Source organism: Burkholderia vietnamiensis LMG 10929 (genome assembly GCF_000959445.1).
GTDB classification, from domain to species: Bacteria; Pseudomonadota; Gammaproteobacteria; order Burkholderiales; family Burkholderiaceae; genus Burkholderia; species Burkholderia vietnamiensis.
In genome coordinates this window covers 1,342,333-1,365,807 of record NZ_CP009630.1, presented here as the reverse complement: position 1 = coordinate 1,365,807, position 23,475 = coordinate 1,342,333, and the positions used below count along the sequence as shown (strand labels likewise).

Here is a 23,475-nt window from a genome sequence, read left to right as displayed (position 1 = left end):
CCGATCCGACCATAACCGCGCGCCGCACGAGCACCTCGCCGCAATCCCTCGGCGAACGACCCGTCGCTCGAATCGCGTCGATCACGGCGTGATGAATCCGGTCTTGTCGCAGGCGAGCGTCGTGCCCGACTGGCTGCACGACGCGAGCAGCTTGCCGGCCGCCGAATAGGCATGGAACAGCCAGCCCGTCGCGGGCGCCGGGCGCCGCTCCATGATCAGGAAGCCAAAGCTGTTGTTGTGCGACAGCCGTTCGATCACGGCGCCCGGTGCAGGCGTGAGGCCGGCCGGGAACGGATCGGGCAGCGCGACGTCGAGGTTGTCGCCGCCGTTGCCCGACACGATCGTCGCCGGATGTCCCGACGAGAAGTTGATGGCCTGGAAGTCGTGCACGTGGCCGTGCAGCGCGACATGGATGCCGGGCGGGTAGTACGCCTGCGCGTTCAGGCTCGCCATCACCGACTGCAGCGCGAGGTTGCCCGGCGCCGGCGTGCTGCCCGCGATCGGCGCGAACGCGAGGATCGGATGATGGTTCGTGAAGATCGTCGTCGACATCCCCGCCTTCGACGCGAGCGACGCCACCGACTGAAACTGCTTCTGGTAGATGCGAAATTGCGCGTCGGTCGTCTTCAGCGGATTGCGCCCGACCTTCGCGCTGTCGAACACGATCACCTGCGTGCCGCCGCCGAGCGATACCGCGTACGGCTCGGAGTAGTTCGCGTCGGCGTCGTTGGCCGGATCGTCGCACGTGCGCGTCGCGGCATACGGGCGCGGATCGAGGAAGCGATACCAGCCCTGTCCCGCGCGCGCGCATTCCTCGTGGTTGCCGCGCACGACCACCCACGGCGCCTTGGCGAACAGCGGGGCGGCCGGGCGGAACAGGTCGGCCTGCCACGCATCCCAGCCGTAACCCCATGGGCTGTCCTTGCAGCCGGCGATGTCCGGCGGGCAAGCGTTCTCGCGATAGTGGTAGTCGCCCACGTGCAGCACCAGGTCCGGCGACAGCTTCGCGACGCTCGCCGCGATCGTGTCGAACGGCCAGACGGTCGCGTCGTTGCACGCCTGCCATGCGTTGTCGGCCTTCTTCATCCGGCAGCCGGTATCGGCGATGATCGCGACGCGCTGGGGTTGCGCCTTCGGCAGCGGCAGCGTGCGGCCCGCGACGCTCGCCGCCTGCGCATCGGCCGGCAACGTCGCCTCGCACACCGACACGGGGAAGCTCGACGGCTTCGAGTCGGCCGGGTCGCTGGCCGTCGGCCGTTGCGCGACGGTCGCGGCGCCGGCGCGCAGCGTCATGCGCGACTGCTTGCCGTCGACCGATAGTTGCGGACACACCGGATCGCTCGCGGAAGCCGGGCTGTAGTTGGTGATCACGCGTGCGATCGCCTGGTTCGCGTCGCCGATCTCGACCCATGCGGCCTGGACGTTGATCGCGGCGCTCGCGGGGTCGGCGGGCGAGTCGATGTGGTTCGAGCACGCGGACAGGGCGACCGCGGCGAGCGCGGCGCAGCGCGCGAACAGCGCGGATGAGAGCAGTCGTGGCATGGAAGGCACCGTAGGAAAGCCGTCAACGATACGCAGCGCGAATGTAAGAAATATGAACGGTCGGCGAGCGCAGCCTTGACTTCAAGCCGGCTTGAAGCAGCATAGTCGCGATTCCGATCAACGCTGCAGCGCAAAGGATGACGATGATGACAGACAGCCGCCCCAACGAAGCACAGAGCGCGCTATGGAACGGCCCGTCCGGGCTCGCATGGGTCGAGGCGCAGCGCACGCTCGACCGGATGTTCGAGCCGTTCGAGACGCTGCTCGCGGACGCGGCGGCAGCCACGTCCGCGCATGGCGTGCTCGACGTCGGATGCGGGACCGGCGCGGTCACGCTCGCGATCGCGCGACGGCTCGCGAAGGACGCGCAGTGCACGGGCGTCGACATTTCGGCGCGGATGATCGCCGCGGCACGCGAGCGGGCCGAGCGCGACGGCGTCGCTGCCGAATTCGTGCATGCCGACGCGCAGACGCATCCGTTTGCACGCGAGCGCTTCGATCTGATCGTGTCGCGTTTCGGCGTCATGTTCTTCGACGATCCGGTTCGCGCGTTCACCAACCTGCGGCGTGCGGCGCGCGCGAACGCGCAACTGCGGTTCGTCGCCTGGCGCGCCGCGGCCGACAATCCGTTCATGACGACGGCCGAACGCGCCGCCGCGCCGTTGCTGGCCGATCTGCCTGCGCGCCAGCCGGGCGCGCCCGGGCAGTTCGCGTTCGGCGACCGGCAGCGCGTCGTGTCGGTGCTGTCGGACAGCGGCTGGGCCGACCTCGCGGTCGAGCCGGTCGATGTCGCGTGCGCGTTGCCGACGGCCGCGCTGGACGACTACGTCGCGCGGCTGGGCCCGGTCGGGTTGGCGCTGCGGCAGGTGGATGTTGCGACGCGGCAGCGTGTGCTCGACGAAGTGCGCGGCGCGTTCGATCGCTACGTGCAGGGCACGGATCTGCGCTTCGATGCAGCGTGCTGGCTGGTCACGGCACGGGCGCCGTCTGCGTGAGGCGGCCACGGGGCAGCGCTGCCAGGCATATGCGTCGTCGCTCACGCGTGACGGATATGCGGATGACACCGCCGGTATCAGCCGCGACGCTCGATCGCTACGTGCAGGGCACGGATCTGCGCTTCGATGCAGCGTGCTGGCTGGTCACGGCACGGGCGCCGTCTGCGTGAGGTGGCCGCGGCGCAACGGCTAATGCTGCCCGGCATATGCATCGTCGTTCACGCGTGACGGACGCGCGGCTGACACCGCAGATATCAACCGCGACGCCCCCGCAACATCACCCAAGCGCAACCGGCGGCAACGAGTGCGAGCCCGAGCAGTACCGCTTCGACGCCGAGCGCGAAACCGGGCGGCATTTCCCCGTGGTCGTGCTCCGGCGACAGGTTTTGCGTGATCGCCACGGCGCCGCCGGCCAGCAGCGCGATACAGACGATCCAGTAGAGCTTGCCGCGCGGCGCGGCCGCGCGAATTCGCCACAGCGCGAGCCCGACGCCGCCGAGGTAAAGCACCGCGAGCGTCGCGAGCGCGACGATGTCGCCGGTGCTGCCGTTCAGGAGCTTGCTCATCGCGTTGCTCCGTCGGCCGGCGCGCGCCGGCGCGACGCGATCGCAACCGCATGCACGTTCGTGCGGCGTCCATCGCGTGTTCGGGCGCACGGCGCGGCAAAGACGCGCGCCGGCCGGCCGCCGGCGGCACGCGACGCCTGCGGTGACGCGACAGCCTCGAATGTCGTGCGAGGCAAAGAACGGAAATCCGGCATGGCTGGTATTCAGTTGTAGGCGCAACGAGACACGGCGCGTGTGTCGCGGTGTGAGGGCTGCAAGAACGGAACCTGCAGCGACGATCGAACCGGACGAATTGTAAGTGATCGCCGCGGGCGGGAAGGGGCGTGTGACCGGCGCGCCGCAGGCGCTGCGCAGCGCCCGCCGTGCATCGTTGCCGCGACCATCGATTTGCACGCCCGACAACGCGCGAAAGCGGCTCGCTCGCCGCCGCACGGGAGCAAACGACGTGCCTCCGCGAAGCGGCGCGTTTTTCGTAACCACCAGGCAATAATCGGCGCGCAGATGTTATATTGCGCGCGCGTGCGCCCGACCGATGGGCCAGAAAAATCAGTATCCGCGGACCGGCGCGCAACAGAAGAAATTCAACTAGAACGGGTCCGTCGCGCCATCGGTCCAGCGTCTCCTGGACCAACGCCCGGCCCATGCGTCTACGCACCGAGGGGACCGACATGAACCGCGTTTATCGGCTGGTCTGGAGCCGCAGCTTGCGCGCTCCGCAAGTGGTATCCGAGCACACCAAAGCATCCCACGGCGGGGTCGACGCCAGCCATGGCGCCACACCCGCGCGCCGCTGCGCTTCCATCGTTTCCATTGGCGTGTCGCTGGGTCTGGCCGGCGCGGCCGTCCCGGCCTGGGCCGTCACATGTGCGCCCAGCACCATCGCTAATTGCAGCGCCGCGGGCGGCAGCGGCACCCCTGACCGCAGCGGCAACGGGGGCAGCGGTAACGGCGGCGGCGGCGGTGCATCTACGCTGAGCGGCCCCAACACGGTCCAGATTCCGGGCGGCGCCACGTCGGGCGGGACAGGCGGCACCGGCGCGATGAACGACAGCGGCCAGGGCGGCCCGGGCGGAGCCCCTGCCGCGGCGCTCGCCGGCGATGTGGTAATCAACGCGAACGTGCAGGGCGGCGCAGGTCAGGCGTTCGACGGCTTCAACTTCGCCGGCGGTGGCGGTGGTGGCGGCGCGGGTGTGTATTCGACCGGCACCAGCGTGACGGTCAACAGCGGCATGACGGTGCAGGGCGGCACCGGCGGCAATGGCGGGGCCGGCACGTCGGGACCGGTGTCGAACGGCGGCGGCGGCGGCGGCGGCGGCGCGGCGCTGGTCATGGTGACGCCCGCGGCCGACGTGTCGAACCAGGGCACGCTGATCGGCGGGAACGGCGGCAACGGCGGCGGCGGTGGCTTCGCCGGCGGCGGCGGCGGTGGTGGCGACGGGTTGCTCACGCTCGGCAGCGGCTCGCAGGTGACCAACATCGGCACCATCGTCGGCGGCGTGGGCGGGGCCGGCGGCGGGGGCGCGAGCACGGCCGGCGCCAGCGGCGCGGGCGTCAACCTGGCGAGCGGGTTCACCGTGCTGACCAACGTCGGCACGATCACCGGCGGCGCCGGCAATGGCGGGGCCGCGGGAGCCGGCATCATCGTGAACGGCACCAGTGTCATCGTCAACGGCGGCACGATCGCGGGCGGCTTGTACGCCGACGGCGTGACGCGGGCCGCAGCGATCCAGTTCAACGGCACGAACAACACGCTGCAGTTGGTCACCGGGTCCAACATCGTCGGTGACATCGAGGTGTCGGCGGGGGCGGCGACCAAGATCACCGCGGGCTCCGCGGGGCTCACGCTGTCCAACCAGATCACGCTCGGCGATGCGGCATCCCGCGTGACCTTCGATTCGACCACGACCAACCTCGTGGTGTCGGGCGTGGTATCCGGGGCCGGCGGCGTGGCCGTGAGCGGGAGCCGAACGATCACGCTCACGGGCGAGAACACCTATACCGGCGGCACCACGATCAACGCCGGCACGTTGCAGATCGGCAATGGAGGGACCACCGGCTCCGTCGCCGGCGACATCGTCAACAACGGCACGTTGGCGTTCAACCGCAGCGACACGGTCGCGTATGGCGGCACCATCAGCGGCACGGGCAGCATCGTACAGGCGGGCAGCGGCACGCTCGCGATCTCCGGCGCCGCAGGCTATGCGGGCAGCACCAACATCAACGCCGGCACGCTAGCGCTGATTGGCGCGGGCAGCATTGCGGGGTCCAGCGGCGTCGTCAACAACGGCACGTTCGATATTTCGGCGACGACCGCCGGCGCCGCGATCAATGCGCTCACCGGCTCGGGCACGGTCGCGCTCGGCGGCCAGACGCTGACGCTGGCCAACGCGGCCGGGACGTTCGGCGGAACCATCGGCGGCACGGGCGGGCTGACGGTGGCGGGCGGCACGCAGACGCTGTCAGGCGCCAATGGCTACGCCGGTGCAACGTCGATCAACGCCGGCACGCTGGCGTTGAGCGGGGTGGGCAGCGTTGCGGCATCGAGCGGGATCGTCAACGACGGCACCTTCGACATCTCGGCGACGACTTCCGGCGCCACGATCAATGCGCTCACCGGCTCAGGCACGGTCGCGCTCGGTGGCCAGACACTGACGCTGGCCAATGCGGCCGGCACGTTCGGCGGCACCATCGGCGGCAGCGGCGGGCTGACGATTGCGGGCGGGACGCAGACGCTGTCGGGTACCAACGTCTACACCGGTGCAACTTCGATCAATGCCGGCACGCTGGCGTTGAGCGGATCGGGCAGCGTCGCTGTGTCCGGCGGCGTCGTCAACAACGGCACGTTCGATATTTCGGCGACGACCTCCGGGGCCGCGATCAATGCACTCACCGGCACGGGCGCCGTTGCGCTCGGCGCTCGCACGCTGACGCTCACGAATGCGTTCGGCACGTTCGGCGGCGCCATCAACGGCAGCGGCGGACTGACGGTCGCGGGCGGTACGCAGACGCTGTCGGGCGCCAACGGCTACACCGGCGCAACGTCGATCAATGCCGGCACGCTGGCGTTGACCGGCTCGGGCAGCCTTGCCGCGTCCAGCGGCATCGTCAACAACGGTACGTTCGATATTTCGACGACGACCTCCGGGGCCGCGATCAATGCGCTCACCGGCACGGGTACGGTCGCGCTCGGCGGCCGGACGCTGACGCTCGCCAATGCGGCCGGCACGTTCGGCGGCGCCATCAACGGCACGGGCGGGTTGACGGTCACGGCCGGCACGCAGACCTTGTCGGGTGCCAATGGCTACACCGGCGCAACCTCGATCAATGCCGGCACGCTCGCGTTGACCGGTTCGGGCAGCCTCGCGGCATCGAGCGGGATCGTCAACGACGGTACGTTCGACATCTCCGGCACCACCTCCGGGGCCGCGATCAATGCGCTTACCGGTACGGGCGCCGTTGCGCTCGGCAGCCGCACGCTGACGCTCGCGAACGCGGCTGGCACGTTCGGTGGAACCATCAACGGCAGCGGCGGACTGACGATCGCGGGCGGCACGCAGACGCTATCGGGTGCCAACGGCTACACCGGTGCGACGTCGATCAATGTCGGCACGCTGGCGTTGACCGGGTCGGGTAGCCTTGTGGCGTCCAGCGGCGTCGTCAACAACGGTACGTTCGATATTTCGGCGACGACCTTCGGCGCCACGATCAATGCGCTCACCGGCACGGGTACCGTTTTGCTCGGCGCTCGCACGCTGACGCTCGCCAATGCGGCCGGCACGTTCGGCGGGACCGTCAACGGCACGGGCGGGCTGACGGTCGCGGGCGGTACGCAAACGCTGTCCGGCGTGAACACCTACACCGGGGCGACGATGGTCGACGCGGGCACGCTCGCGTTGTCCGGCGCCGGCCAGCTCGCGTCGTCCACGTCGGTCACGCTCGCCGGCTCGACGGCCGCGCTCGACCTGTCCGCGGCCGGCAGCCAGACGGTCGCGCATCTGTCCGGCGTGACGGGCAGTCGCGTGGTGCTCGGCGGCAGCGCGCTCACGCTGTCCGACGACTCGTCGCAGACCTTCGGCGGCAGCCTCGTCGGCACCGGCGGCCTCGTCAAACAAGGCGCGGGCACGCTGACGCTGAACGGCGTCAGCACCGCGTTCTCCGGGACGACGACGGTGGCGGGCGGCACGGTGGCCGTCGGCGACGCGGCGAATGCCGGTGCGGTGCTGGGCGGCAATGTCGTGGTGAATGCACTCGGCACGTTGCGCGGCCACGGCACGGTAGCGGGCGACGTCAGCAGCAGTGGCGTCGTGGCGCCGGGCGGCTCGATCGGAACGCTGTCCGTCGGCGGCAACTATGCGCAGGCGGCGAGCGGCACGCTGTCGATCGAGGTCAGCCCCACCGAAGCGTCGCAGCTGCGCGTAGGCGGCGCGGCGACGCTCGGCGGTTCGTTGGCCGTCCTGTTCGATCCCGGCACCTATACCGCGCGCCGCTACACGGTGCTCAGCGCGGCCAACGGCGTGACCGGCCGTTTCGCGAACATCGGCGCGACCACGGCCGGCGCGAATCTCGGCGCGTTGCAGCCGTCGGTGGACTACGGCGCGAACGCGGTCGACCTGCTGCTCGCGGAGCCGGGCGGCCCTGGCACGCCGACCGGCCCGACGGTCATCGCGCCGACCAAGACGTCGATCTACACGGCGCTCGGCACGACCGCATTGCTGCAGGCGCAGGACGCCAGCTCGACGCTGCTCGGCCGTCTCGCCGGCCCACAGGACGACCCGGCGGGCTCCCGCAACGTATGGGCCGTCGCCAGCGGTTCGAGCACCAAGGTGGGCGGCACGGGCGGCGCGCCGGGCTTCCTGACGCACGCGTACGGATTCCTGGCTGGCGCGCAGGGACGGCTCGGCGGCGCCACGGTCGGTGGGGCCGGCGGCTACACGCACACCACGCTCGGCGAAGACACGACCGGTGCATCGGGCACCATCGACACGCTGCGCGTCGCGCTGTACGGCGCGCAGCCGGTCGGTGCCGTCAACCTGTCGGCCACGCTCGGCTACGGGCTCGATTTCCTGTCGCAGAAGCGGCCGTTCGGCAGCGCGGGTACGGCCGAAGGCGACCATCTCGGCCACGAGTTCACCGCGGCGACGCAGGCGAGCCTGCCGATGGAGGCGGGCGGTTTCCGCTTCACGCCGCACGTCGGGCTGCGGTATGCGTACGTGCGCGGCAGCGGCTTCGGCGAGAGCGGCGCGAACGGCCAGAACCTGAACGTCGGCCCCGACAACGCGCGCAGCCTTCAGCCTTATGTGGGCGTGTCGCTCGACAAGGCGTTCGGCGATGCCATGCGGTCGCTCGACGTGCAGCTTCGCGTCGGCTATGCGCACGAGGTGCTGCGCGGCAGCCGCGTCGTGCAGGTGCAGAGCCAGGACGGCACCGTGTTCGCCGCGCCGGGCACCGACCTGCCGCGTTCGTTCCTGACCACGGGCGCCAGCGTCACGCTGCAGGCCGCGAAGACGACCACCGTATCGCTCGGGTTCGATGCGACGATCGACACGAGTCATGTGTCGGCGCAGTCCGCGTATGTGCGGGTGAATCACCGGTTCTGATGTCGTTGCCCAGGGGAACGGGGGCGGCCGCTCGCGTGACGGCAATCGACGAACTGCTGTCACGCGACGGGCGGACGTTGTCGAGCGGCGTCGGTTTCAAGTTGACGTTGACGATGCCCCTGCCGATGCTGGCGCCGAAGCCGAAGCCGAAGCCGAAGCCGAAGCCGAAGCCGAAGCCGAAGCCGAAGCCGAAGCCGAAGCCAAAGCCAAAGCCGCCAACCGCACTGATATCGAAGCCAACACCACAGCCAACTCCGCTCCTCCCACATCCGCACGCGAACCGACTTGCTCGGGGTTTTCCCGAGGGCGAGCGGTTCGATCCCACTCCCTCTCTGCACCGGCCGAACGCTCTACGCCCGCGCGCACGCTGGCGCGCCGCCGCCCACCCTCCGCCGCAAAACCGATCCGTCGTACTAAACGCGACGAGCACGTGACACCGCCGCTGAAAATTTATTTTTTTCCTGCCGGTGGATTGTGTAAATTGATTTTCATCCACCTTCCAGTCAGCATTCATGACGCCACTCGTTCCGCCCGAAGCAAATCACGACGAGTCCGCGATCGCGGAGCGCATCGCGTCGGCCATGCCGAGGATGACGCCGATCCACCGCCGGATGGGCGAATACGTGCTCGCGAATCCGTTTCGCGCAGCGACGATGCGCATCGACGAACTCGCGCAAGCGGTGAACGCGTCCATCGCGACCGCGAACCGCTTCGCGAGAGCGCTCGGCTTCGACGGCTATCCGGCGATGCGCGCGGCGCTCGTGCGCGGCTTCGAGGCGACGCTCGGCCCGGTCGAGCGGCTGCGCTCCGCGCAGGAACAGGAGCAGGGCGTGCGCGGCGCGGCGTGGATCGACGCGGTGTTCGATCAGGCCGTCGCCAACATCGAGAACACGCGCACGCAACTGGATGCGGCCGACGTCGAGGCGGCGGTCGAGGCGATCGTCGGCGCGCGGCGCGTGCTGATTCTGGGCGCCGGCTCCAGCGCGTTCCTGGCCGGACTGATGGAGCACGGCCTGTCGGTGTGTCATGACAACGTGCAGTCGCTCGCGCTGCTCGGCGGCCCTACGCATGCGGCGCGGCGCCTGTACACGGCCGATTCGCGCGATCTCGTGATCGCGCTCGCGTTGCCGCGCTACGTGAAGGACACGGTCGAGCTCGCACGCCGCGCGGCCGCGCGTGGCGCACGCGTGCTCGGCATTTCCGACGGCCCTGGCTCGCCGTTGGCCCCGGTCGCCTCGCTGAATCTCTACGTGAAGGCCGAGCGGCGCTTCGCGGCCACCTCGGAAGCGGCCGTGTTGACGATGATCGAAGCGCTGATCGACGCGGTCGCGCTGCGCACGCATCGCTCGGCGAAGTCCGCGGCCGAGATGACCGAATTCCTGTTGCCGTGGCTGCTCCAGCCGCAAGCCGCGCCGTCGGCGCCGAGCCCATCTTCCACCGATCGGAACAAGACATGACTTCACGCGCGATCGTCGCGATTCACGGCGGCGCAGGCACGATCCTGCGCGACGCGATGGACAGCGATACCGAACGCCGTTACCGCGCCGAGCTCGACGCGATCCTGCAAGCCGCGCAACGCGTGCTCGCCAGCGGCGGCAGCGCGCTCGACGCGGTGACCGTCGCGGTGCGGATGCTCGAAGACTGCCCGTTGTTCAACGCGGGGCGCGGCGCCGTCTATACGGCCGAAGGCAAGCACGAACTCGACGCCGCCGTGATGGACGGCGCGACGCTCGCGGCCGGCGCGATCTGCTGCGCGACCCGCGTGCGCAATCCGGTGCTGGCCGCGCGGCGCGTGATGGAAGCGAGCGAGCACGTGCTGTTCGCCGGCGCGGGCGCCGATGCATTCGCGGCCGCGCAGGGGCTCGAACTCGTCGAACCCGGCTACTTCGACACCGAAGCGCGTCATGCGCAATGGCTGCGGGCGCGCGCGGCGGCCGGCGCGATGCTCGACCACGACGCGGCGACTTTCTCATTCGGCGCCGGCCAGCCGCCTGAACCGCTCGACCCCGACCGCAAGCACGGCACGGTCGGTGCGGTTGCGTGCGACGTGCACGGCCATGTCGCGGCGGCGACGTCGACGGGCGGCATCACGAACAAGCAGCCCGGCCGCGTCGGCGATTCGCCGATCATCGGCGCCGGCTGCTACGCGGACGATGCGACCTGCGCGGTGTCCGCGACCGGCACCGGCGAGATGTTCATCCGGCTCGCGACCGCACACGACGTGGCCGCGCAGATCGCGTATCGCGGCGCGTCGCTCGCCGATGCCGCGCACGACGTCGTGATGAACAAGCTGCCGCGCCTGGCCGGCCGCGGCGGGATCATCGCCGTCGATGCGCACGGCAACGTCGCGATGCCGTTCAACACGGAAGGCATGTATCGCGGCTACGCGCGTGTCGGCGCGGCGCCCGTGGTCGGCATCTACCGCGACGACGCGGCGTGATTGCCGATCGAACCAGGAGACCTTCGCGATGACTTCGAGCCGAACCCCGTCCGCGCTGGTGCTGCCGGAGCAGCGCGTGGTCGCCGTCGACGGCCTGTCGGTGACGTTCCGCCGGGAGAACGCGACGTTCGACGCCGTGCGCGACGTGTCGTTTCACGTCGATCGCGGCGAGACGCTCGCGATCGTCGGTGAATCGGGCTCAGGCAAATCGGTCACGTCGCTCGCGCTGATGCGGCTCGTCGAGCACGGCGGCGGCGAGATCACGAGCGGCCGGATGGTGTTGCGGCGTCGCGGCGGCGCGCTCGTCGATCTGGCCGCGGCGAGCGCGGCGGCCATGCGCGGCATCCGCGGCGCGGACATCGCGATGATCTTCCAGGAGCCGATGACCTCGCTGAACCCGGTGTTTACCGTCGGCGACCAGATCAGCGAGGCGATTGCGCTGCACCAGTCGAAGGGCGCGTCGGAAGCGCGCGCGGAGACGCTGCGCCTGCTCGATCTCGTGCGGATTCCCGAGGCGCGCCGCGTGTTCGCGCGCTATCCGCACCAGTTGTCCGGCGGGATGCGCCAGCGCGTGATGATCGCGATGGCGCTGTCGTGCCGGCCCGCGCTGCTGATCGCCGACGAGCCGACCACCGCGCTCGACGTGACGATTCAGGCGCAGATCCTGCAATTGATCCGCGGGCTGCAGGACGAAATGAAGATGGGCGTGATCTTCATCACGCACGACATGGGCGTGGTCGCCGAAGTGGCCGATCGCGTGCTCGTGATGTATCGCGGCGAGAAGGTCGAGGAGGGCGCGTCGGAGCGCATTTTCGCGACGCCAGCGCATCGCTACACGCGTGCGCTGCTCGCGGCCGTGCCGCGGCTCGGCTCGATGCAGGGCACCGATACGCCGGAGAAATTCCCGTTGTTGAGCGTGGATGGGACGCGCGCGACCGTGTCGGCGGAGGATGCGGCCGCAACGGCCAATGTAGCCAACAAAACCAGCGCAGCCAGTACACCCAACGCACTGAACCCCGTCGACGCCCCCCAACCCGCCACCGACCTTAGCGCACACGCCTCGATCGATCGCGCCGCGTCGCCGATCCTGCGCGTGCGCGATCTCGTCACGCGGTTTCCGGTGAAGAGCGGCGTGTTCGGCCGCGTATTGCAGTACGTGCATGCGGTCGAGCGCGTGAGCTTCGATCTGCACGCGGGCGAGACGCTCGCGCTCGTCGGCGAATCGGGCTGCGGCAAGTCGACCACCGGCCGTTCGCTGTTGCGCCTCGTCGAATCGCAGAGCGGCTCGATCGAATTCGACGGCCGCGACATCAGCGCGCTGAAGGGCCATGACCTGCAGGCGCTGCGCCGGAACATCCAGTTCATCTTCCAGGACCCGTTCGCCTCGCTCAATCCGCGGCTCACGGTCGGCTTCTCGATCATGGAGCCGCTGCTGGTGCACCGCGTGTCGAGCGGCCGCGACGCGCAGGCGCGCGTCGACTGGCTGCTCGACAAGGTCGGCCTGCCGCCCGACGCCGCCCGTCGCTATCCGCACGAATTCTCGGGCGGCCAGCGTCAGCGGATCGCGATCGCACGCGCGCTCGCGCTGAACCCGAAGGTCGTGATCGCCGACGAATCGGTGTCCGCGCTCGACGTGTCGGTGCAGGCGCAGATCGTGAACCTGATGCTCGACCTGCAACGCGAACTCGGCGTCGCCTACCTGTTCATCTCGCACGACATGGCCGTCGTCGAGCGCATCAGCCATCGCGTCGCGGTGATGTACCTCGGCCAGATCGTCGAGATCGGCCCGCGCCGCGCGGTGTTCGAGGCGCCGCAACATCCGTACACCAGGAAGCTGATGAACGCGGTGCCGGTGGCCGATCCCGCGCGCCGGCATGCGCCGCGCCAGCTGGCCGCCGACGAGATGCCGAGCCCGATCCGCGCGATCGGCGACGAGCCCGTCGTCGCGCCGCTCGTCGCGGTCGGCCCCGATCATTACGTCGCGGCGCATCGCGTCGGCGGCGCGTATTAGCCGGGATGTCCCGTCGAACCGGATTTGAATCGAGTGCCCGCGGGCCCACGGTTCGGGGTCGCCCCGGCAGCGCATCCGATGCGCGTCACGCAGCAGGAAGTCGAAACCGAAACGCCCGTTGGGCGTCGTCGATCCACGTAGAGGAACGTAAAGGAGCCCAGCAACATGAACCAGCCGCATCCGTTTCCGATGTTTCGTCCGCGCGCATCCTTCGTCGCGCTCGCCGGCGCGTTCGCGCTGACGGCCGCCGTGCCGGCCTTCGCGCAGCAGAACGTGGTGGTCGCGGTGTACTCGACGTTCACGACGATGGACCCCTACGACGCGAACGACACCGTGTCGCAAGCGGTCGTCAAGTCGTTCTACGAAGGGCTGTTCGGTTTCGACAAGGACATGAAGCTCGTCAACGTGCTCGCGACCGGCTATGAGGCGAGCCCCGATGCGAAGACCTACACGGTCAAGCTGCGCTCGGGCGTGAAGTTTCACGACGGCACCGACTTCAACGCGGCCGCGGTCAAGGCGAACTTCGACCGCGTGACCGACCCGGCCAACAAGCTGAAGCGCTACGGGCTGTTCCGCGTGATCGAGAAGACCGAGGTGGTCGATCCGCTGACCGTGCGCTTCACGCTGCGCGAGCCGTTCTCCGCGTTCATCAACACGCTCGCGCACCCGTCGGCGGTGATGATCTCGCCGGCCGCGCTGAAGAAGTGGGGGCGCGACGTGTCGCTGCATCCGGTCGGCACCGGGCCGTTCGAGTTCGTCGAGTGGAAGCAGACCGACGACATGAAGGTGAAGAAGTTCGCCGGCTACTGGAAGAAGGGTTATCCGAAGATCGACTCGATCGACTGGAAGCCGGTGGTCGACAACAACACGCGCGCGGCGCTGCTCAAGACCGGCGAGGCCGACTTCGCGTTCACGATCCCGTTCGAGCAGGCCGCCGACCTGAAGAACAACCCGAAGGTCGACCTGATCGAGCGTCCGTCCATCATCCAGCGCTACATCTCGCTGAACACGCAGAAGAAGCCGTTCGACAATCCGAAGGTGCGCGAAGCGCTGAACTACGCGGTCAACAAGGAAGCGCTCGCGAAGGTCGTGTTCGCCGGCTATGCGACGCCGCAGACGGGCGTCGCGCCGGTCGGCGTCGAATACGCGACCAAGCTCGGGCCGTGGCCGTACGATCCGGCCAAGGCGCGCGCGCTGCTGAAGGAGGCCGGCTATCCGAACGGCTTCGAGTCGACGCTGTGGTCCGCGTACAACCACTCGACCGCGCAGAAGCTGATCCAGTTCGTCCAGCAGCAGTTGGCGCAGGTCGGCGTGAAGGTGCAGGTGCAGGCGCTCGAGGCCGGCGAGCGGGTCGCGAAGGTCGAGAGCGCGCAGGACCCGGCGACGGCGCCGGTGCGGATGTACTACAGCGGCTGGTCGGCGTCGACCGGCGAGGCGAACTGGGCGCTGTCGCCGCTGCTCGCGTCCACCTCCGCGCCGCCGAAGCTCTACAACACCGCGTACTACAAGAACGCGGCGGTCGACGACGATCTCTCGAAGGCGCTCGAGACGACCGACAACGCGAAGAAAGCCACGCTGTACGCCGACGCGCAGAAGCAGGTGTGGGCCGATGCGCCGTGGATCTTCCTCGTGCAGGAGAAGATCGTGTACGCGCGCAGCAAGCGGCTGCACGGCATCTACGTGATGCCGGACGGCTCGTTCAACTTCGACGAAATCTCGGTGAAATGACGGCGCTTCGCCTGCCGCGCGGCGCGGGTGGCGCACGTTGCCCGCGCTGCCCGCGCGCTGATTCGATCGGTGCCCCATGCTGAATTTTCTCGTCAAACGCCTATTCGGCCTGCTGCCCACGCTCGCGCTCGTCGCGGTGCTGGTGTTTCTGTTCGTGCACCTGCTGCCGGGCGACCCCGCGCGGCTCGCGGCCGGCCCCGAAGCCGACGACGCGACGGTCGCGCTGGTGCGCGCCGATCTCGGGCTCGACCGGCCGCTGCCCGCGCAGTTCGCGAACTTCTTCGTGAAGATCGCGCACGGCGATTTCGGCACGTCGACGCGCAGCAAGCGGCCGGTGTCGACCGAGATCGGCGAGCGCTTCATGCCGACGCTGCTGCTGACGCTCGTCAGCATGGTGTGGGCGACCGCGTTCGGCATGGCGATCGGGATCGCGTCCGCCGTGTGGCGCAACCGCTGGCCCGATCGTCTCGGGATGACGATCGCGGTGTCGGGCATCTCGTTTCCGGCGTTCGCGCTCGGGATGCTGCTGATGGAGATCTTCTCGGTGAAGCTCGGCTGGCTGCCGGTCGTGCCGGACGGCACGTGGAAGAGCTACGTGCTGCCGTCGCTGACGCTCGGCGCGGCGGTCGCGGCCGTGATGGCGCGCTTCACGCGCGCGTCGTTCGTCGAGGTGCTCAACGAGGACTTCGTGCGCACCGCGCGCGCGAAGGGCGTGCACGAGCCGATGGTGGTGCTCAAGCACTGCCTGCGCAACGCGATGATCCCGGTCGTCACGATGATGGGGCTGCAGTTCGGCTTCCTGCTCGGCGGCTCGATCGTCGTCGAGGCCGTGTTCAACTGGCCGGGGCTCGGGCGCCTGCTGGTCGATGCGGTGACGATGCGCGACTACCCGGTGATCCAGGCCATCGTGCTGCTGTTCTCGCTCGAGTTCATCCTGATCAATCTGACCGTCGACGTGCTGTACGCGGTCATCAACCCGACCATCCGGTTCAAGTGAGGCGCGCATGAACGCGACTGTCCAGCCGGCGGCGACGGCCGCATCGACCGCGATCCGCACGCCGTGGCGCGAATTCTGGCGCAAGTTCCGCAAGCAGACCGTCGCGCTGGTGGCCGGCGGCTTCGTGCTCGCGCTCGTCGTGCTCGCATTCGTCGGCCCGCATATCGTGCCGTTCGATCCGGAGAACTATTTCGACTACGACGCGCTGAACGCCGGGCCGTCGGCCGTGCACTGGTTCGGCGTCGATTCGCTCGGCCGCGACATCTTCAGCCGGATCGTCGCCGGCACGCGCATCTCGCTCGCGGCCGGGTTCTTCTCGGTCGCGCTCGGCGCGCTCGTCGGCACGTTGTTCGGGCTGCTCGCCGGCTACTACGAAGGCTGGTGGGACCGCATCACGATGCGCGTGGCCGACGTGCTGTTCGCGTTTCCGGGCATCCTGCTCGCGATCGGCGTGGTCGCGATCCTCGGCAACGGGATGGTCAACGTGATCTGCGCGGTCGCGATCTTCAGCATCCCGGCGTTCGCGCGGCTCGTGCGCGGCAACACGCTGATGCTCAAGCACATGACCTACGTCGAAGCGGCGCGCAGCATCGGTGCGTCCGACTGGACCATCATCATGCGGCACATCCTGCCGGGCACCGTGTCGTCGGTGGTCGTCTACTTCACGATGCGGATCGGCACGTCGATCATCACGGCCGCGAGCCTGTCGTTCCTGGGCCTCGGCGCGCAGCCGCCGACGCCCGAGTGGGGCGCGATGCTCAACGAGGCGCGCGCCGACATGGTGAGCGCGCCGCACGTCGCGATCTTCCCGAGCCTCGCGATCTTCCTGACCGTGCTCGCGTTCAACCTGCTCGGCGACGGGCTGCGCGACGCACTCGACCCGAAGCTGGAGCGCCGCTGATGGCTGGCGTACCGATGTGGTCGGCGACGCTGCCGGCCGGCCCGCGCGGCACGCTCGCCGACGTACCGGGCGTGACCGTCGGCCACGCGACGCTCGCGGCCGGCGACGTGCAGACGGGCGTCACCGTCGTGAAGCCGCACGCGGGCGACCTGTATCGCAGCAAGGTGCCGGCGGGCGCTGCGGTGATCAACGGCTTCGGCAAGAGCGTCGGGCTCGTGCAGGTCGACGAGCTCGGCACGCTCGAGACGCCGATCGCGCTGACCAACACGTTCGGCGTCGGCGTGCTCGCCAACGCGCAGATTCGCGCGGCGATCGCGCAGAACCCGCAGATCGGCCGCGACTGGCCGACCGTCAACCCGCTCGTGTTCGAATGCAACGACGGCTATCTGAACGACATCCAGGCGTTCGCGGTGACGGCCGCGCATTACGACGCAGCGTGCCTCAGCGCGTCGCGCGACTTCGCGCGCGGCGCGGTGGGGGCGGGGCGCGGCATGTCGTGCTTCGACCTGAAGGGCGGCATCGGCTCCGCGTCGCGCGTGACGGTCGCGGCCGGCAGGCCATATACGGTCGGCGCGCTCGTGCTCGCGAACTTCGGCCGGCTGCCGATGCTGACGCTCGCCGGCGTGCCGGTCGGGCGCATCGTCGCGCAGCGGCGCGCCGTATCGTGCGTATCGCGCGCGCAGGCAACCGACGCGACGGCGCCCGAGCAGGGCTCGATCATCGTGCTGCTCGCGACCGATGCGCCGCTCGACGCGCGCCAGCTGTCACGGCTCGCCCGTCGCGCGGGCGCAGGCCTCGCTCGGACCGGTTCGGTCTACGGGCACGGCAGCGGCGACCTCGCGCTGGCGTTTTCCACTGCGTACACGATCGCGCACGATGCGTCGACCGTGTCGCTGCCGGCGCTCGTCGCCGACGCGGCACTCGATCCGCTGTTCATGGCCGCGGCCGAAAGCGTCGAGCACGCGATCGTCGACGCGTTGCTGCAGGCCGTGACGGTGACCGGCCGCGACGGCCACGTGCGGCAGTCGCTGCGCGATGCGGTGAACGACCTCGACCGCCTGTTCGGCGGCCAAGACGACGGACTTCCTACCCGCTCATGAAAATTCTGATTTCAACCGATATCGAAGGTGTGGCCGGCGTATTCGCCGTCGAGCAGACCCGCGCCGGCAATCCGGAATACGAACGCGCGCGCCGCTGGATGACCGGCGAGGCGAATGCGGCGATCGAAGGCGCATTTGCCGGCGGCGCGCAGGCCGTGTGGGTCAACGATTCGCATGGCGGATACCGCAACCTGCTGCCGGACGGGCTCGATGCACGCGCGCGCGTCGTGCTCGGCAAGCCGCGCACGCTGGGGATGATGGCGGGCCTCGAGCAGCGGCCCGATCTCGTGTTCATGATCGGCTTTCACTCGAAATCGCAGACGCGCGGCGTGCTGGCGCACACGATCAACAGCTTCGCGTTCGCGCAGGTCTGGGTGAACGGCGTCGAGCTCGGCGAAGCGGGGCTGTATGGCGCGCTCGCGCGCGAATACGGCGCGCACGTCGCGCTGGCGTCCGGCGACGACGTGTTCGTCGACGAAACGCGGCCGCTGTTTCCGGACGCGCGTTTCGAGGTGCTCAAGACGGCCGGCGGCGCATCGAGCGGCGACACGCTGACGCCCGCCGCAGCGTGCGGGCGCATTGCGGTCGCGGCACGCGAAACCGTCGAGCATGCGCTTGCGTCCGGCTGGCACGCGGATGCGCATCGGACTGCCCCGGCCGCGTGTACGGTGCGCGTGCAGAGCGCCGCGCTCGCCGATCTGTTCTGCGTGCTGCCGTCGCTCGAGCGGGTCGATGCGGTGACGCTGCGCTTCGACGCGCCGTCGGTCGAGCACGTCGTGCGCACGCTGAACAGCCTGTCGGCCATGTCGTTCATGCTGCGGTGATGCGTGCCGAGCCGATGCCGCGCAGCGGCGGCGCATCAGGCGGGCGCGGTCGCTGCATCGTCGAGAAAGCGTTCCATCGCGGCGACGAGCGCGAGCGGCGTTTCGTTCATCGGGTAATGGCCGGCATTGCGCAGCACGTCGACGCTTGCGCGCGGGTAGCGGCGCAGATAGGTGCGCGCCATCAGCGCGGCGTCGAACGCCGGGTCGTGTTCGCCGATCAGCACCTTGACCGGATGACGGCCTGCAATTTCGTCGCTGAAATCCGTGTCGGCCCAGGCGCGGAAGTACGCGCCGAACGCCGTCGGCGACGAGCGGGATGCAGAATACGCGGCTTTCCACTCGACCCAGGCGGCGGGCAGGCGGCTGCCGGTGCTGCGCTCGATGATGGTCCGGCGCGCGGCGATGCTGTCGGCCGCGCGTTCGAATAGCGCGTGACGCGCCGCGTCGAACGGCAGGCCGCCGCACGGGACCGGCGCGATCGGCACCAGCGCGCGTACGCGTTCGGGCGCGATGGCGGCAACCTTCTCGATCGCCATGCCGCCCATCGAGTGGCCGACGAGGCTGAAGGTGCGCCAGCCGAGTGTGTCGGCGAGCGCGAGCGTGTCGGCGGCGATTTCGGCGATCGAATACGCGCCGTGCGCATTGCGCATGCGGCCGTAGCCGCGGTAGTCCATGAAGACATAGGTGAAGCGCTCGCGCGACAGCCACGGTTCGACGGGCTCGAACGCATGTGCGTCGCCGAACCAGCCGTGCAGCACGAGAACAGGGTGGGGGCCGTCCCCCACGCGATGAAACGTATTGGGCATGTTCGCTCCGATGAAGTCGCTATCCGGCCGGTTCGGCCGTCGGGTTGCGCGGCCGTGCGGTCGCGCAGGCGTGGAGCGGATCGTAGATCGATCGAAGGTGACCCGCCTTCGATATCGGGTCATTGACGATGGAATTCGGGCCGTGAGAAATACGCTGCTGGACCCTTACGAACATATCCCGCGGAGCGTGGTGGTCACTGCCAACGACTACGCGGCGGGCACGACTTTCCGTGAGCACGCACATGCGCGCGGGCAGTTCGCGTTCGCGTCGCGCGGCACGATCAGCGTGTCGACGCCGCACGGGCGCTGGCTGGTGCCGCCGCAGCGCGGGTGCTGGGTACCGGCCGGCGTGCGGCACGAGATGACGATGACCGGGCCGGTCACGATGCTGAACGCGTTCGTGTCGCCCGATGCGGCGCAGTCCGTCGGCTTGCCGGACCGGTGCGGCGTGTACGGCGTGTCGTCGCTGTTGCGGCAACTGCTCGACGACGCGATCGATCTGCCGCCGATGTACGACGTCGAGGGCCGGCCGGGCAAGCTGATGGCGCTGCTCGTCGCGGAAATCGCGACGATGCCGCAGCTGTCGCTGCACGCGCCGCTGCCGGCCGACGCGCGGCTCGCGAAGATCTGCCGGCATTTGTTGGAGTCGCCGTCGATCTCGGCCGATCTCGACCAGGTGGCGACCGATGCGGGCGTGAGCCGGCGCACCTTCACGCGACTGTTCCGCGCGCAGACCGGCGTGAGCTTCGCGGCGTGGCGTCAGCAGGTGTGCATGCTCGCGGCGATCGCGCGGCTGAGCGACGGACAGCCGGTCACGCGTGTCGCGTTCGACCTCGGATATGCGAGCGCGAGCGCGTTTACGTCCGCGTTTCGGCGGATTCTGGGCGAGACGCCGAGTCGGTATGTGGAGGTGCGGCGGTAGGGAGTGGCAGCAATTGCAGAAATGTGGGGGCCGGTAATTGCCGTAGCGCACTTGCGCTTGTCCGTCTGTTGCTCAAGCTTTGTGTCGCGAATCCGTTAACGCGTGGGTCCAGTAGATGTTTGGCCGATGAATACGCGTGGAGATTAGACGGACATGTTGCTGAAAAAAACCGGTTTCGCCGCTTTGATGCTGTTGATTTCGATCGCGGGCCATGCGCGCGATACGACCTCCGAAGTCAATGCTGAAAGAGTGAGTGCGGTCAAGACTGTGACGGTCGTCTATCCAGGCAAGGCCGTGTACATCACGGTGGGGCCGTCCGGCCCGATTCATATTCCGGTTCCGATTCCAGGTGTCGGCGTAGTGGGCGCGCTCGCCATGGGGGCTGTCGCAGGGGCCGTCGGCGTCGGGCTCGGCAAGCACGACAACGATTCGCCGACATCCCTCAATGATCTCGTCACCGCCAGATTCGGCGATACGGGGCTTAACCGGCGCTTCACCGACAGTATCGAAACGGTCCTGCGAAATCATGGCTTCACGGTGCAGGAGGTCGATGCATCGGCGCCGGGCTTGCCGACGCTCAAACCGGACGCACACCGCATGTGGCAGGCAAGCGGCTCGCCCTATCAGGGTAGCGATGCGGTCTTGTTCCTGCGCGTCGGCACCGGTTATGTCACGCCCGGCGGTTTTCACGGTTTCACACGCCGGGTGATCGGCGACATCGTCATGTTCCAGAGCGACACATACGATGCGATTCTCCGACAACACGTCAACTGGAAACAGTCTGGCGACCCGTACAGCTATTCGTCGATCGATGCGCTGGACAGCGATCTCCGACGTGCGATCGATGGGCTCGACGAAGGTCTGATGGCGCAGGTCGATCCGTTCAACAAGTTGCTCGATTCGATTCCGCGTTAGCGGATAGCGTCAGGAGGGGGCCGCGGGCGACGAGGGTGCAAATAGGCGCGGCTCATGGAACGCGCGGTGTGGTGGCCAATGCCCGCAGAGGATGGTGGCGCCTTCGATACGCCGGCGCAGCGGTCTTATCCATTCGCTGCATCGACGGGATGAATTCGCATTCCCGGAACCGAAGGTCATGCGGGCCATGCCGGAGCCTCGGCCAACAGTTGGCGCAAGATTACGTTTCGAGACCGCGACCGCAATCGGCCAGTTCTCGTCGCCCGCAGAGTGCGGGCTTTATTGCATCAATATTTCGCGCGCTATCTGCCCAGCACAATACTGCGTTCCATATATCCGCCTATTCCCTTCGCGCTCGACGACCGTTAACCGAGGTGAGCAGCATACGTATGCTCGCAACCTCTAGGAGATGTACATGAGCGTTTCTTCTGTTGGCGGTAACCAACAACTCCAACTCCCGATTCAGACTGCGCAAACGGCACAACGCGGCATGACGTCGTCGGAAGCCCGCGAAGTCGGTCCCGATGTCGACGGTGACGGCGACGATGCGGGCGCAAAGGCGGTCCAGGCAGCAGCTGCGCAGCCGGCGCCGAGCGTGAACAGCAGCGGCCAGCAAGTCGGGACGATCATCAACGTCAAGGCCTGAGCGCGCGATTCGTTTCAGCAACCGCGTTCCTCGGCATGAGGTTTCTCGCGGCCTGGACGCGTCCTTCGCACGTCTTCGCTGACGTGCGCTAAGCCCGCACACTGCACCCCAGAAGTTGGCTCCGATCCGACCTTTGGGGTGTTTTCCATGGCGAAGTACATGGCTGCGCTACCCGGCGCTACGGGCAGCGGGTAAGCAGGTAGCGAGCGTCCGGACGAGGACTAAAGCCCGCCGTTCGAGCAATCCGTGCCGGATCTGATGGAGCGCGAAGGCGCGTCTGATCGGCAAGCTGCTGCGCGCTTCAACATTCGGAATCGCCCGATCATGCTGAACGCGCAGCGTTTTCGGTCCGGATCGGAAAGACGTGCGGCAGCATGCCTCAATGATTTCCGAGGTCCTTATTCCGTAGTCGGCCTTACCGAACCCCGCCGCCAGGCAAAAGCAAAGAAGGCCGCGGCACCGAGGATCAGCGGGAAATAAAGCGTCGCGAAGCGCCAAAGAACCAGAGCCGACGCCATGGCATCTTGCGGAATCCAGTTTGCAAATGCTGCCGCAAGCGCCAAGTCGCCGGCGGCACCGCCGGCCGGTATCCCGGTCCAAAGCGCCGCATGCAGGACCACGGCCTGCACCGCCACAACGAATCCGAATGGCAACTGGTAGCCGAGTTCGAGCAGCACGAACCACAGGACGCCATAGCGCGGCAGCCATTGCAGCGTAGTGAAGACGAGCAAGCCGGCAAACCGGTGGCGAGGCCCCATCATGAGCAGCCCCGCTTGCCGGCGCACACTCTGGCGGAACCCGTCCCACCGGGCTCGCTGGCTCCCGAGCCACTGAATGCGGCCACATGCAGCATCCAGCGCGCTCGCGACTTTCCGGCGGCACGCCCATAGCGTCGCTACAAGAATCGCGACACCTGCCAGCATTCCGACGACCATCGACACGTTTGGCCTCGGCACGACCTGAGCCAGCGGACCGACAGCGAACGCAATCGCGATTGGAACCGCCACGGCCAAGAAAGCCAGGTCGAGCGCCTGGTCGGCGCCGACGACCGTCGTGGCCGTTGCCCACGAGGCTCCAGCGCGCTGCAGCAACCCGATATTGACGCCATATCCTGCCGCCCCCAGGGGCGAGACGAGAAAGGCAGAATCGGTCACGAGGGCGATCCCATATGTGCGTCCGAAAGGAAGACGCAAGCCCAGTGCCGTTTGTATCAGGTGCTGTTTGCCAGCCTTGCCGAGCGCGCTCGCAGCGGCGCTTGCCGCCAACACCAGGAACATCTGCATCGAGACGGTCCGCAGCCAGGCAAGCGACTGGTGGGAGCCCACTATGAAAGGTGCCCCCACGGCCAGTCCAACGCCAAGCACAGCCAGCATCGTCGCCGTATTACGTTTGAAAGGCCTGCTCAAAGGAGCCGCCCCGGAACTCGCCGCGGGGCAACGTGGCCTGGCGTTCGCGAGGTGCGCTGCGCCGACGTAAGCGGAAGAA

Annotated in this window: 17 protein-coding genes; 13 read left to right on the top strand and 4 right to left on the bottom strand. The window is 68.5% G+C overall.

The features are described from left to right. Nucleotides 1-81: 81 nt before the first annotated feature. Nucleotides 82-1,542, bottom strand: coding sequence for a metallophosphoesterase family protein (locus AK36_RS06075; protein WP_045578092.1), 1,461 nt, complete (start codon nt 1,540-1,542; stop codon nt 82-84). Nucleotides 1,543-1,688: 146 nt separating this feature from the next. Between AK36_RS06075 and AK36_RS06070 the strand changes: the two genes are divergently transcribed. Next, the gene (locus AK36_RS06070) at nt 1,689-2,537 is read left to right on the top strand and encodes a class I SAM-dependent methyltransferase (RefSeq protein WP_043292440.1); all 849 of its coding nucleotides are present in this window, start codon (nt 1,689-1,691) and stop codon (nt 2,535-2,537) included. Nucleotides 2,538-2,791: 254 nt separating this feature from the next. Here the strand turns inward: AK36_RS06070 and AK36_RS06065 are convergent, their stop codons facing one another. Next, nucleotides 2,792-3,103 (bottom strand): hypothetical protein, encoded by a 312-nt coding sequence (locus AK36_RS06065; protein WP_011882001.1) that lies wholly within the window; start codon nt 3,101-3,103, stop codon nt 2,792-2,794. Nucleotides 3,104-3,771: 668 nt separating this feature from the next. Here AK36_RS06065 and AK36_RS06060 point away from each other — a divergent pair. The 9 genes from AK36_RS06060 (at nt 3,772) to AK36_RS06015 (ending at nt 18,701) form a co-directional block, all read left to right on the top strand. Next, nucleotides 3,772-8,700, top strand: a complete 4,929-nt coding sequence (locus tag AK36_RS06060; RefSeq protein ID WP_045578444.1) for an autotransporter-associated beta strand repeat-containing protein — start codon at nt 3,772-3,774, stop codon at nt 8,698-8,700. A 512-nt stretch (nt 8,701-9,212) separates the two neighbouring features. Further along, nucleotides 9,213-10,157 carry a MurR/RpiR family transcriptional regulator gene (locus AK36_RS06050; RefSeq protein WP_011882003.1) on the top strand — a complete coding sequence of 315 codons (945 nt, stop codon included), beginning with the start codon at nt 9,213-9,215 and terminating at the stop codon, nt 10,155-10,157. After that, nucleotides 10,154-11,140 carry an isoaspartyl peptidase/L-asparaginase family protein gene (locus AK36_RS06045; RefSeq protein WP_045578090.1) on the top strand — a complete coding sequence of 329 codons (987 nt, stop codon included), beginning with the start codon at nt 10,154-10,156 and terminating at the stop codon, nt 11,138-11,140. Before AK36_RS06050 ends, AK36_RS06045 begins: the two co-directional genes overlap by 4 nt. A 28-nt stretch (nt 11,141-11,168) precedes the next feature. Continuing rightward, the gene (locus tag AK36_RS06040) at nt 11,169-13,151 is read left to right on the top strand and encodes a dipeptide ABC transporter ATP-binding protein (protein WP_045578089.1); all 1,983 of its coding nucleotides are present in this window, start codon (nt 11,169-11,171) and stop codon (nt 13,149-13,151) included. A gap of 165 nt (nt 13,152-13,316) precedes the next feature. After that, entirely contained in the window at nt 13,317-14,879 is a 1,563-nt protein-coding gene (gsiB, locus tag AK36_RS06035; RefSeq protein WP_011882006.1) for a glutathione ABC transporter substrate-binding protein GsiB, read from the top strand. 76 nt (nt 14,880-14,955) lie between these two features. Then, nucleotides 14,956-15,876: a glutathione ABC transporter permease GsiC gene (gene gsiC, locus AK36_RS06030; RefSeq protein WP_011882007.1), complete on the top strand. Its 921-nt coding sequence runs from the start codon at nt 14,956-14,958 to the stop codon at nt 15,874-15,876. A 7-nt stretch (nt 15,877-15,883) separates the two neighbouring features. Beyond that, nucleotides 15,884-16,777: a glutathione ABC transporter permease GsiD gene (gene gsiD, locus AK36_RS06025; protein WP_011882008.1), complete on the top strand. Its 894-nt coding sequence runs from the start codon at nt 15,884-15,886 to the stop codon at nt 16,775-16,777. Beyond that, nucleotides 16,777-17,877, top strand: coding sequence for a DmpA family aminopeptidase (locus AK36_RS06020; protein WP_045578088.1), 1,101 nt, complete (start codon nt 16,777-16,779; stop codon nt 17,875-17,877). Before gsiD ends, AK36_RS06020 begins: the two co-directional genes overlap by 1 nt. Beyond that, a complete protein-coding gene (locus tag AK36_RS06015; RefSeq protein ID WP_011882010.1) occupies nt 17,874-18,701 on the top strand; it encodes a M55 family metallopeptidase in 828 nt (275 codons plus the stop codon). The genes AK36_RS06020 and AK36_RS06015 overlap by 4 nt, the downstream gene beginning before the upstream one ends. Nucleotides 18,702-18,736: 35 nt before the next feature. On the opposite strand, the gene AK36_RS06010 is transcribed toward AK36_RS06015, so the two are convergent. Then, the gene (locus AK36_RS06010) at nt 18,737-19,507 is read right to left on the bottom strand and encodes an alpha/beta fold hydrolase (protein WP_045578087.1); all 771 of its coding nucleotides are present in this window, start codon (nt 19,505-19,507) and stop codon (nt 18,737-18,739) included. A 142-nt stretch (nt 19,508-19,649) separates the two neighbouring features. Here AK36_RS06010 and AK36_RS06005 point away from each other — a divergent pair, with 142 nt between their 5' ends. From AK36_RS06005 to AK36_RS32650, 3 genes are all read left to right on the top strand, one after another. After that, nucleotides 19,650-20,429 carry an AraC family transcriptional regulator gene (locus AK36_RS06005; protein ID WP_041494159.1) on the top strand — a complete coding sequence of 260 codons (780 nt, stop codon included), beginning with the start codon at nt 19,650-19,652 and terminating at the stop codon, nt 20,427-20,429. A 153-nt stretch (nt 20,430-20,582) separates the two neighbouring features. After that, nucleotides 20,583-21,344, top strand: coding sequence for a hypothetical protein (locus tag AK36_RS06000; protein ID WP_011882013.1), 762 nt, complete (start codon nt 20,583-20,585; stop codon nt 21,342-21,344). Nucleotides 21,345-21,759: 415 nt separating this feature from the next. Beyond that, the gene (locus AK36_RS32650) at nt 21,760-21,990 is read left to right on the top strand and encodes a hypothetical protein (protein ID WP_106919417.1); all 231 of its coding nucleotides are present in this window, start codon (nt 21,760-21,762) and stop codon (nt 21,988-21,990) included. 398 nt (nt 21,991-22,388) lie between these two features. Here the strand turns inward: AK36_RS32650 and AK36_RS05995 are convergent, their stop codons facing one another. Then, nucleotides 22,389-23,363, bottom strand: a complete 975-nt coding sequence (locus tag AK36_RS05995) for a lysylphosphatidylglycerol synthase transmembrane domain-containing protein (RefSeq protein ID WP_041494158.1) — start codon at nt 23,361-23,363, stop codon at nt 22,389-22,391. Nucleotides 23,364-23,475 lie beyond the last annotated feature (112 nt).

Coding starts and splice junctions, on each gene's coding strand:
- AK36_RS06075 (WP_045578092.1), bottom strand. CDS start 1,542: ATGCCACGACTGCTCTCATCCGCGCTGTTCGCGCGCTGCGCCGCGCTC.
- AK36_RS06070 (WP_043292440.1), top strand. CDS start 1,689: ATGACAGACAGCCGCCCCAACGAAGCACAGAGCGCGCTATGGAACGGC.
- AK36_RS06065 (WP_011882001.1), bottom strand. CDS start 3,103: ATGAGCAAGCTCCTGAACGGCAGCACCGGCGACATCGTCGCGCTCGCG.
- AK36_RS06060 (WP_045578444.1), top strand. CDS start 3,772: ATGAACCGCGTTTATCGGCTGGTCTGGAGCCGCAGCTTGCGCGCTCCG.
- AK36_RS06050 (WP_011882003.1), top strand. CDS start 9,213: ATGACGCCACTCGTTCCGCCCGAAGCAAATCACGACGAGTCCGCGATC.
- AK36_RS06045 (WP_045578090.1), top strand. CDS start 10,154: ATGACTTCACGCGCGATCGTCGCGATTCACGGCGGCGCAGGCACGATC.
- AK36_RS06040 (WP_045578089.1), top strand. CDS start 11,169: ATGACTTCGAGCCGAACCCCGTCCGCGCTGGTGCTGCCGGAGCAGCGC.
- gsiB (WP_011882006.1), top strand. CDS start 13,317: ATGAACCAGCCGCATCCGTTTCCGATGTTTCGTCCGCGCGCATCCTTC.
- gsiC (WP_011882007.1), top strand. CDS start 14,956: ATGCTGAATTTTCTCGTCAAACGCCTATTCGGCCTGCTGCCCACGCTC.
- gsiD (WP_011882008.1), top strand. CDS start 15,884: ATGAACGCGACTGTCCAGCCGGCGGCGACGGCCGCATCGACCGCGATC.
- AK36_RS06020 (WP_045578088.1), top strand. CDS start 16,777: ATGGCTGGCGTACCGATGTGGTCGGCGACGCTGCCGGCCGGCCCGCGC.
- AK36_RS06015 (WP_011882010.1), top strand. CDS start 17,874: ATGAAAATTCTGATTTCAACCGATATCGAAGGTGTGGCCGGCGTATTC.
- AK36_RS06010 (WP_045578087.1), bottom strand. CDS start 19,507: ATGCCCAATACGTTTCATCGCGTGGGGGACGGCCCCCACCCTGTTCTC.
- AK36_RS06000 (WP_011882013.1), top strand. CDS start 20,583: ATGTTGCTGAAAAAAACCGGTTTCGCCGCTTTGATGCTGTTGATTTCG.
- AK36_RS32650 (WP_106919417.1), top strand. CDS start 21,760: ATGAGCGTTTCTTCTGTTGGCGGTAACCAACAACTCCAACTCCCGATT.
- AK36_RS05995 (WP_041494158.1), bottom strand. CDS start 23,363: ATGCTGGCTGTGCTTGGCGTTGGACTGGCCGTGGGGGCACCTTTCATA.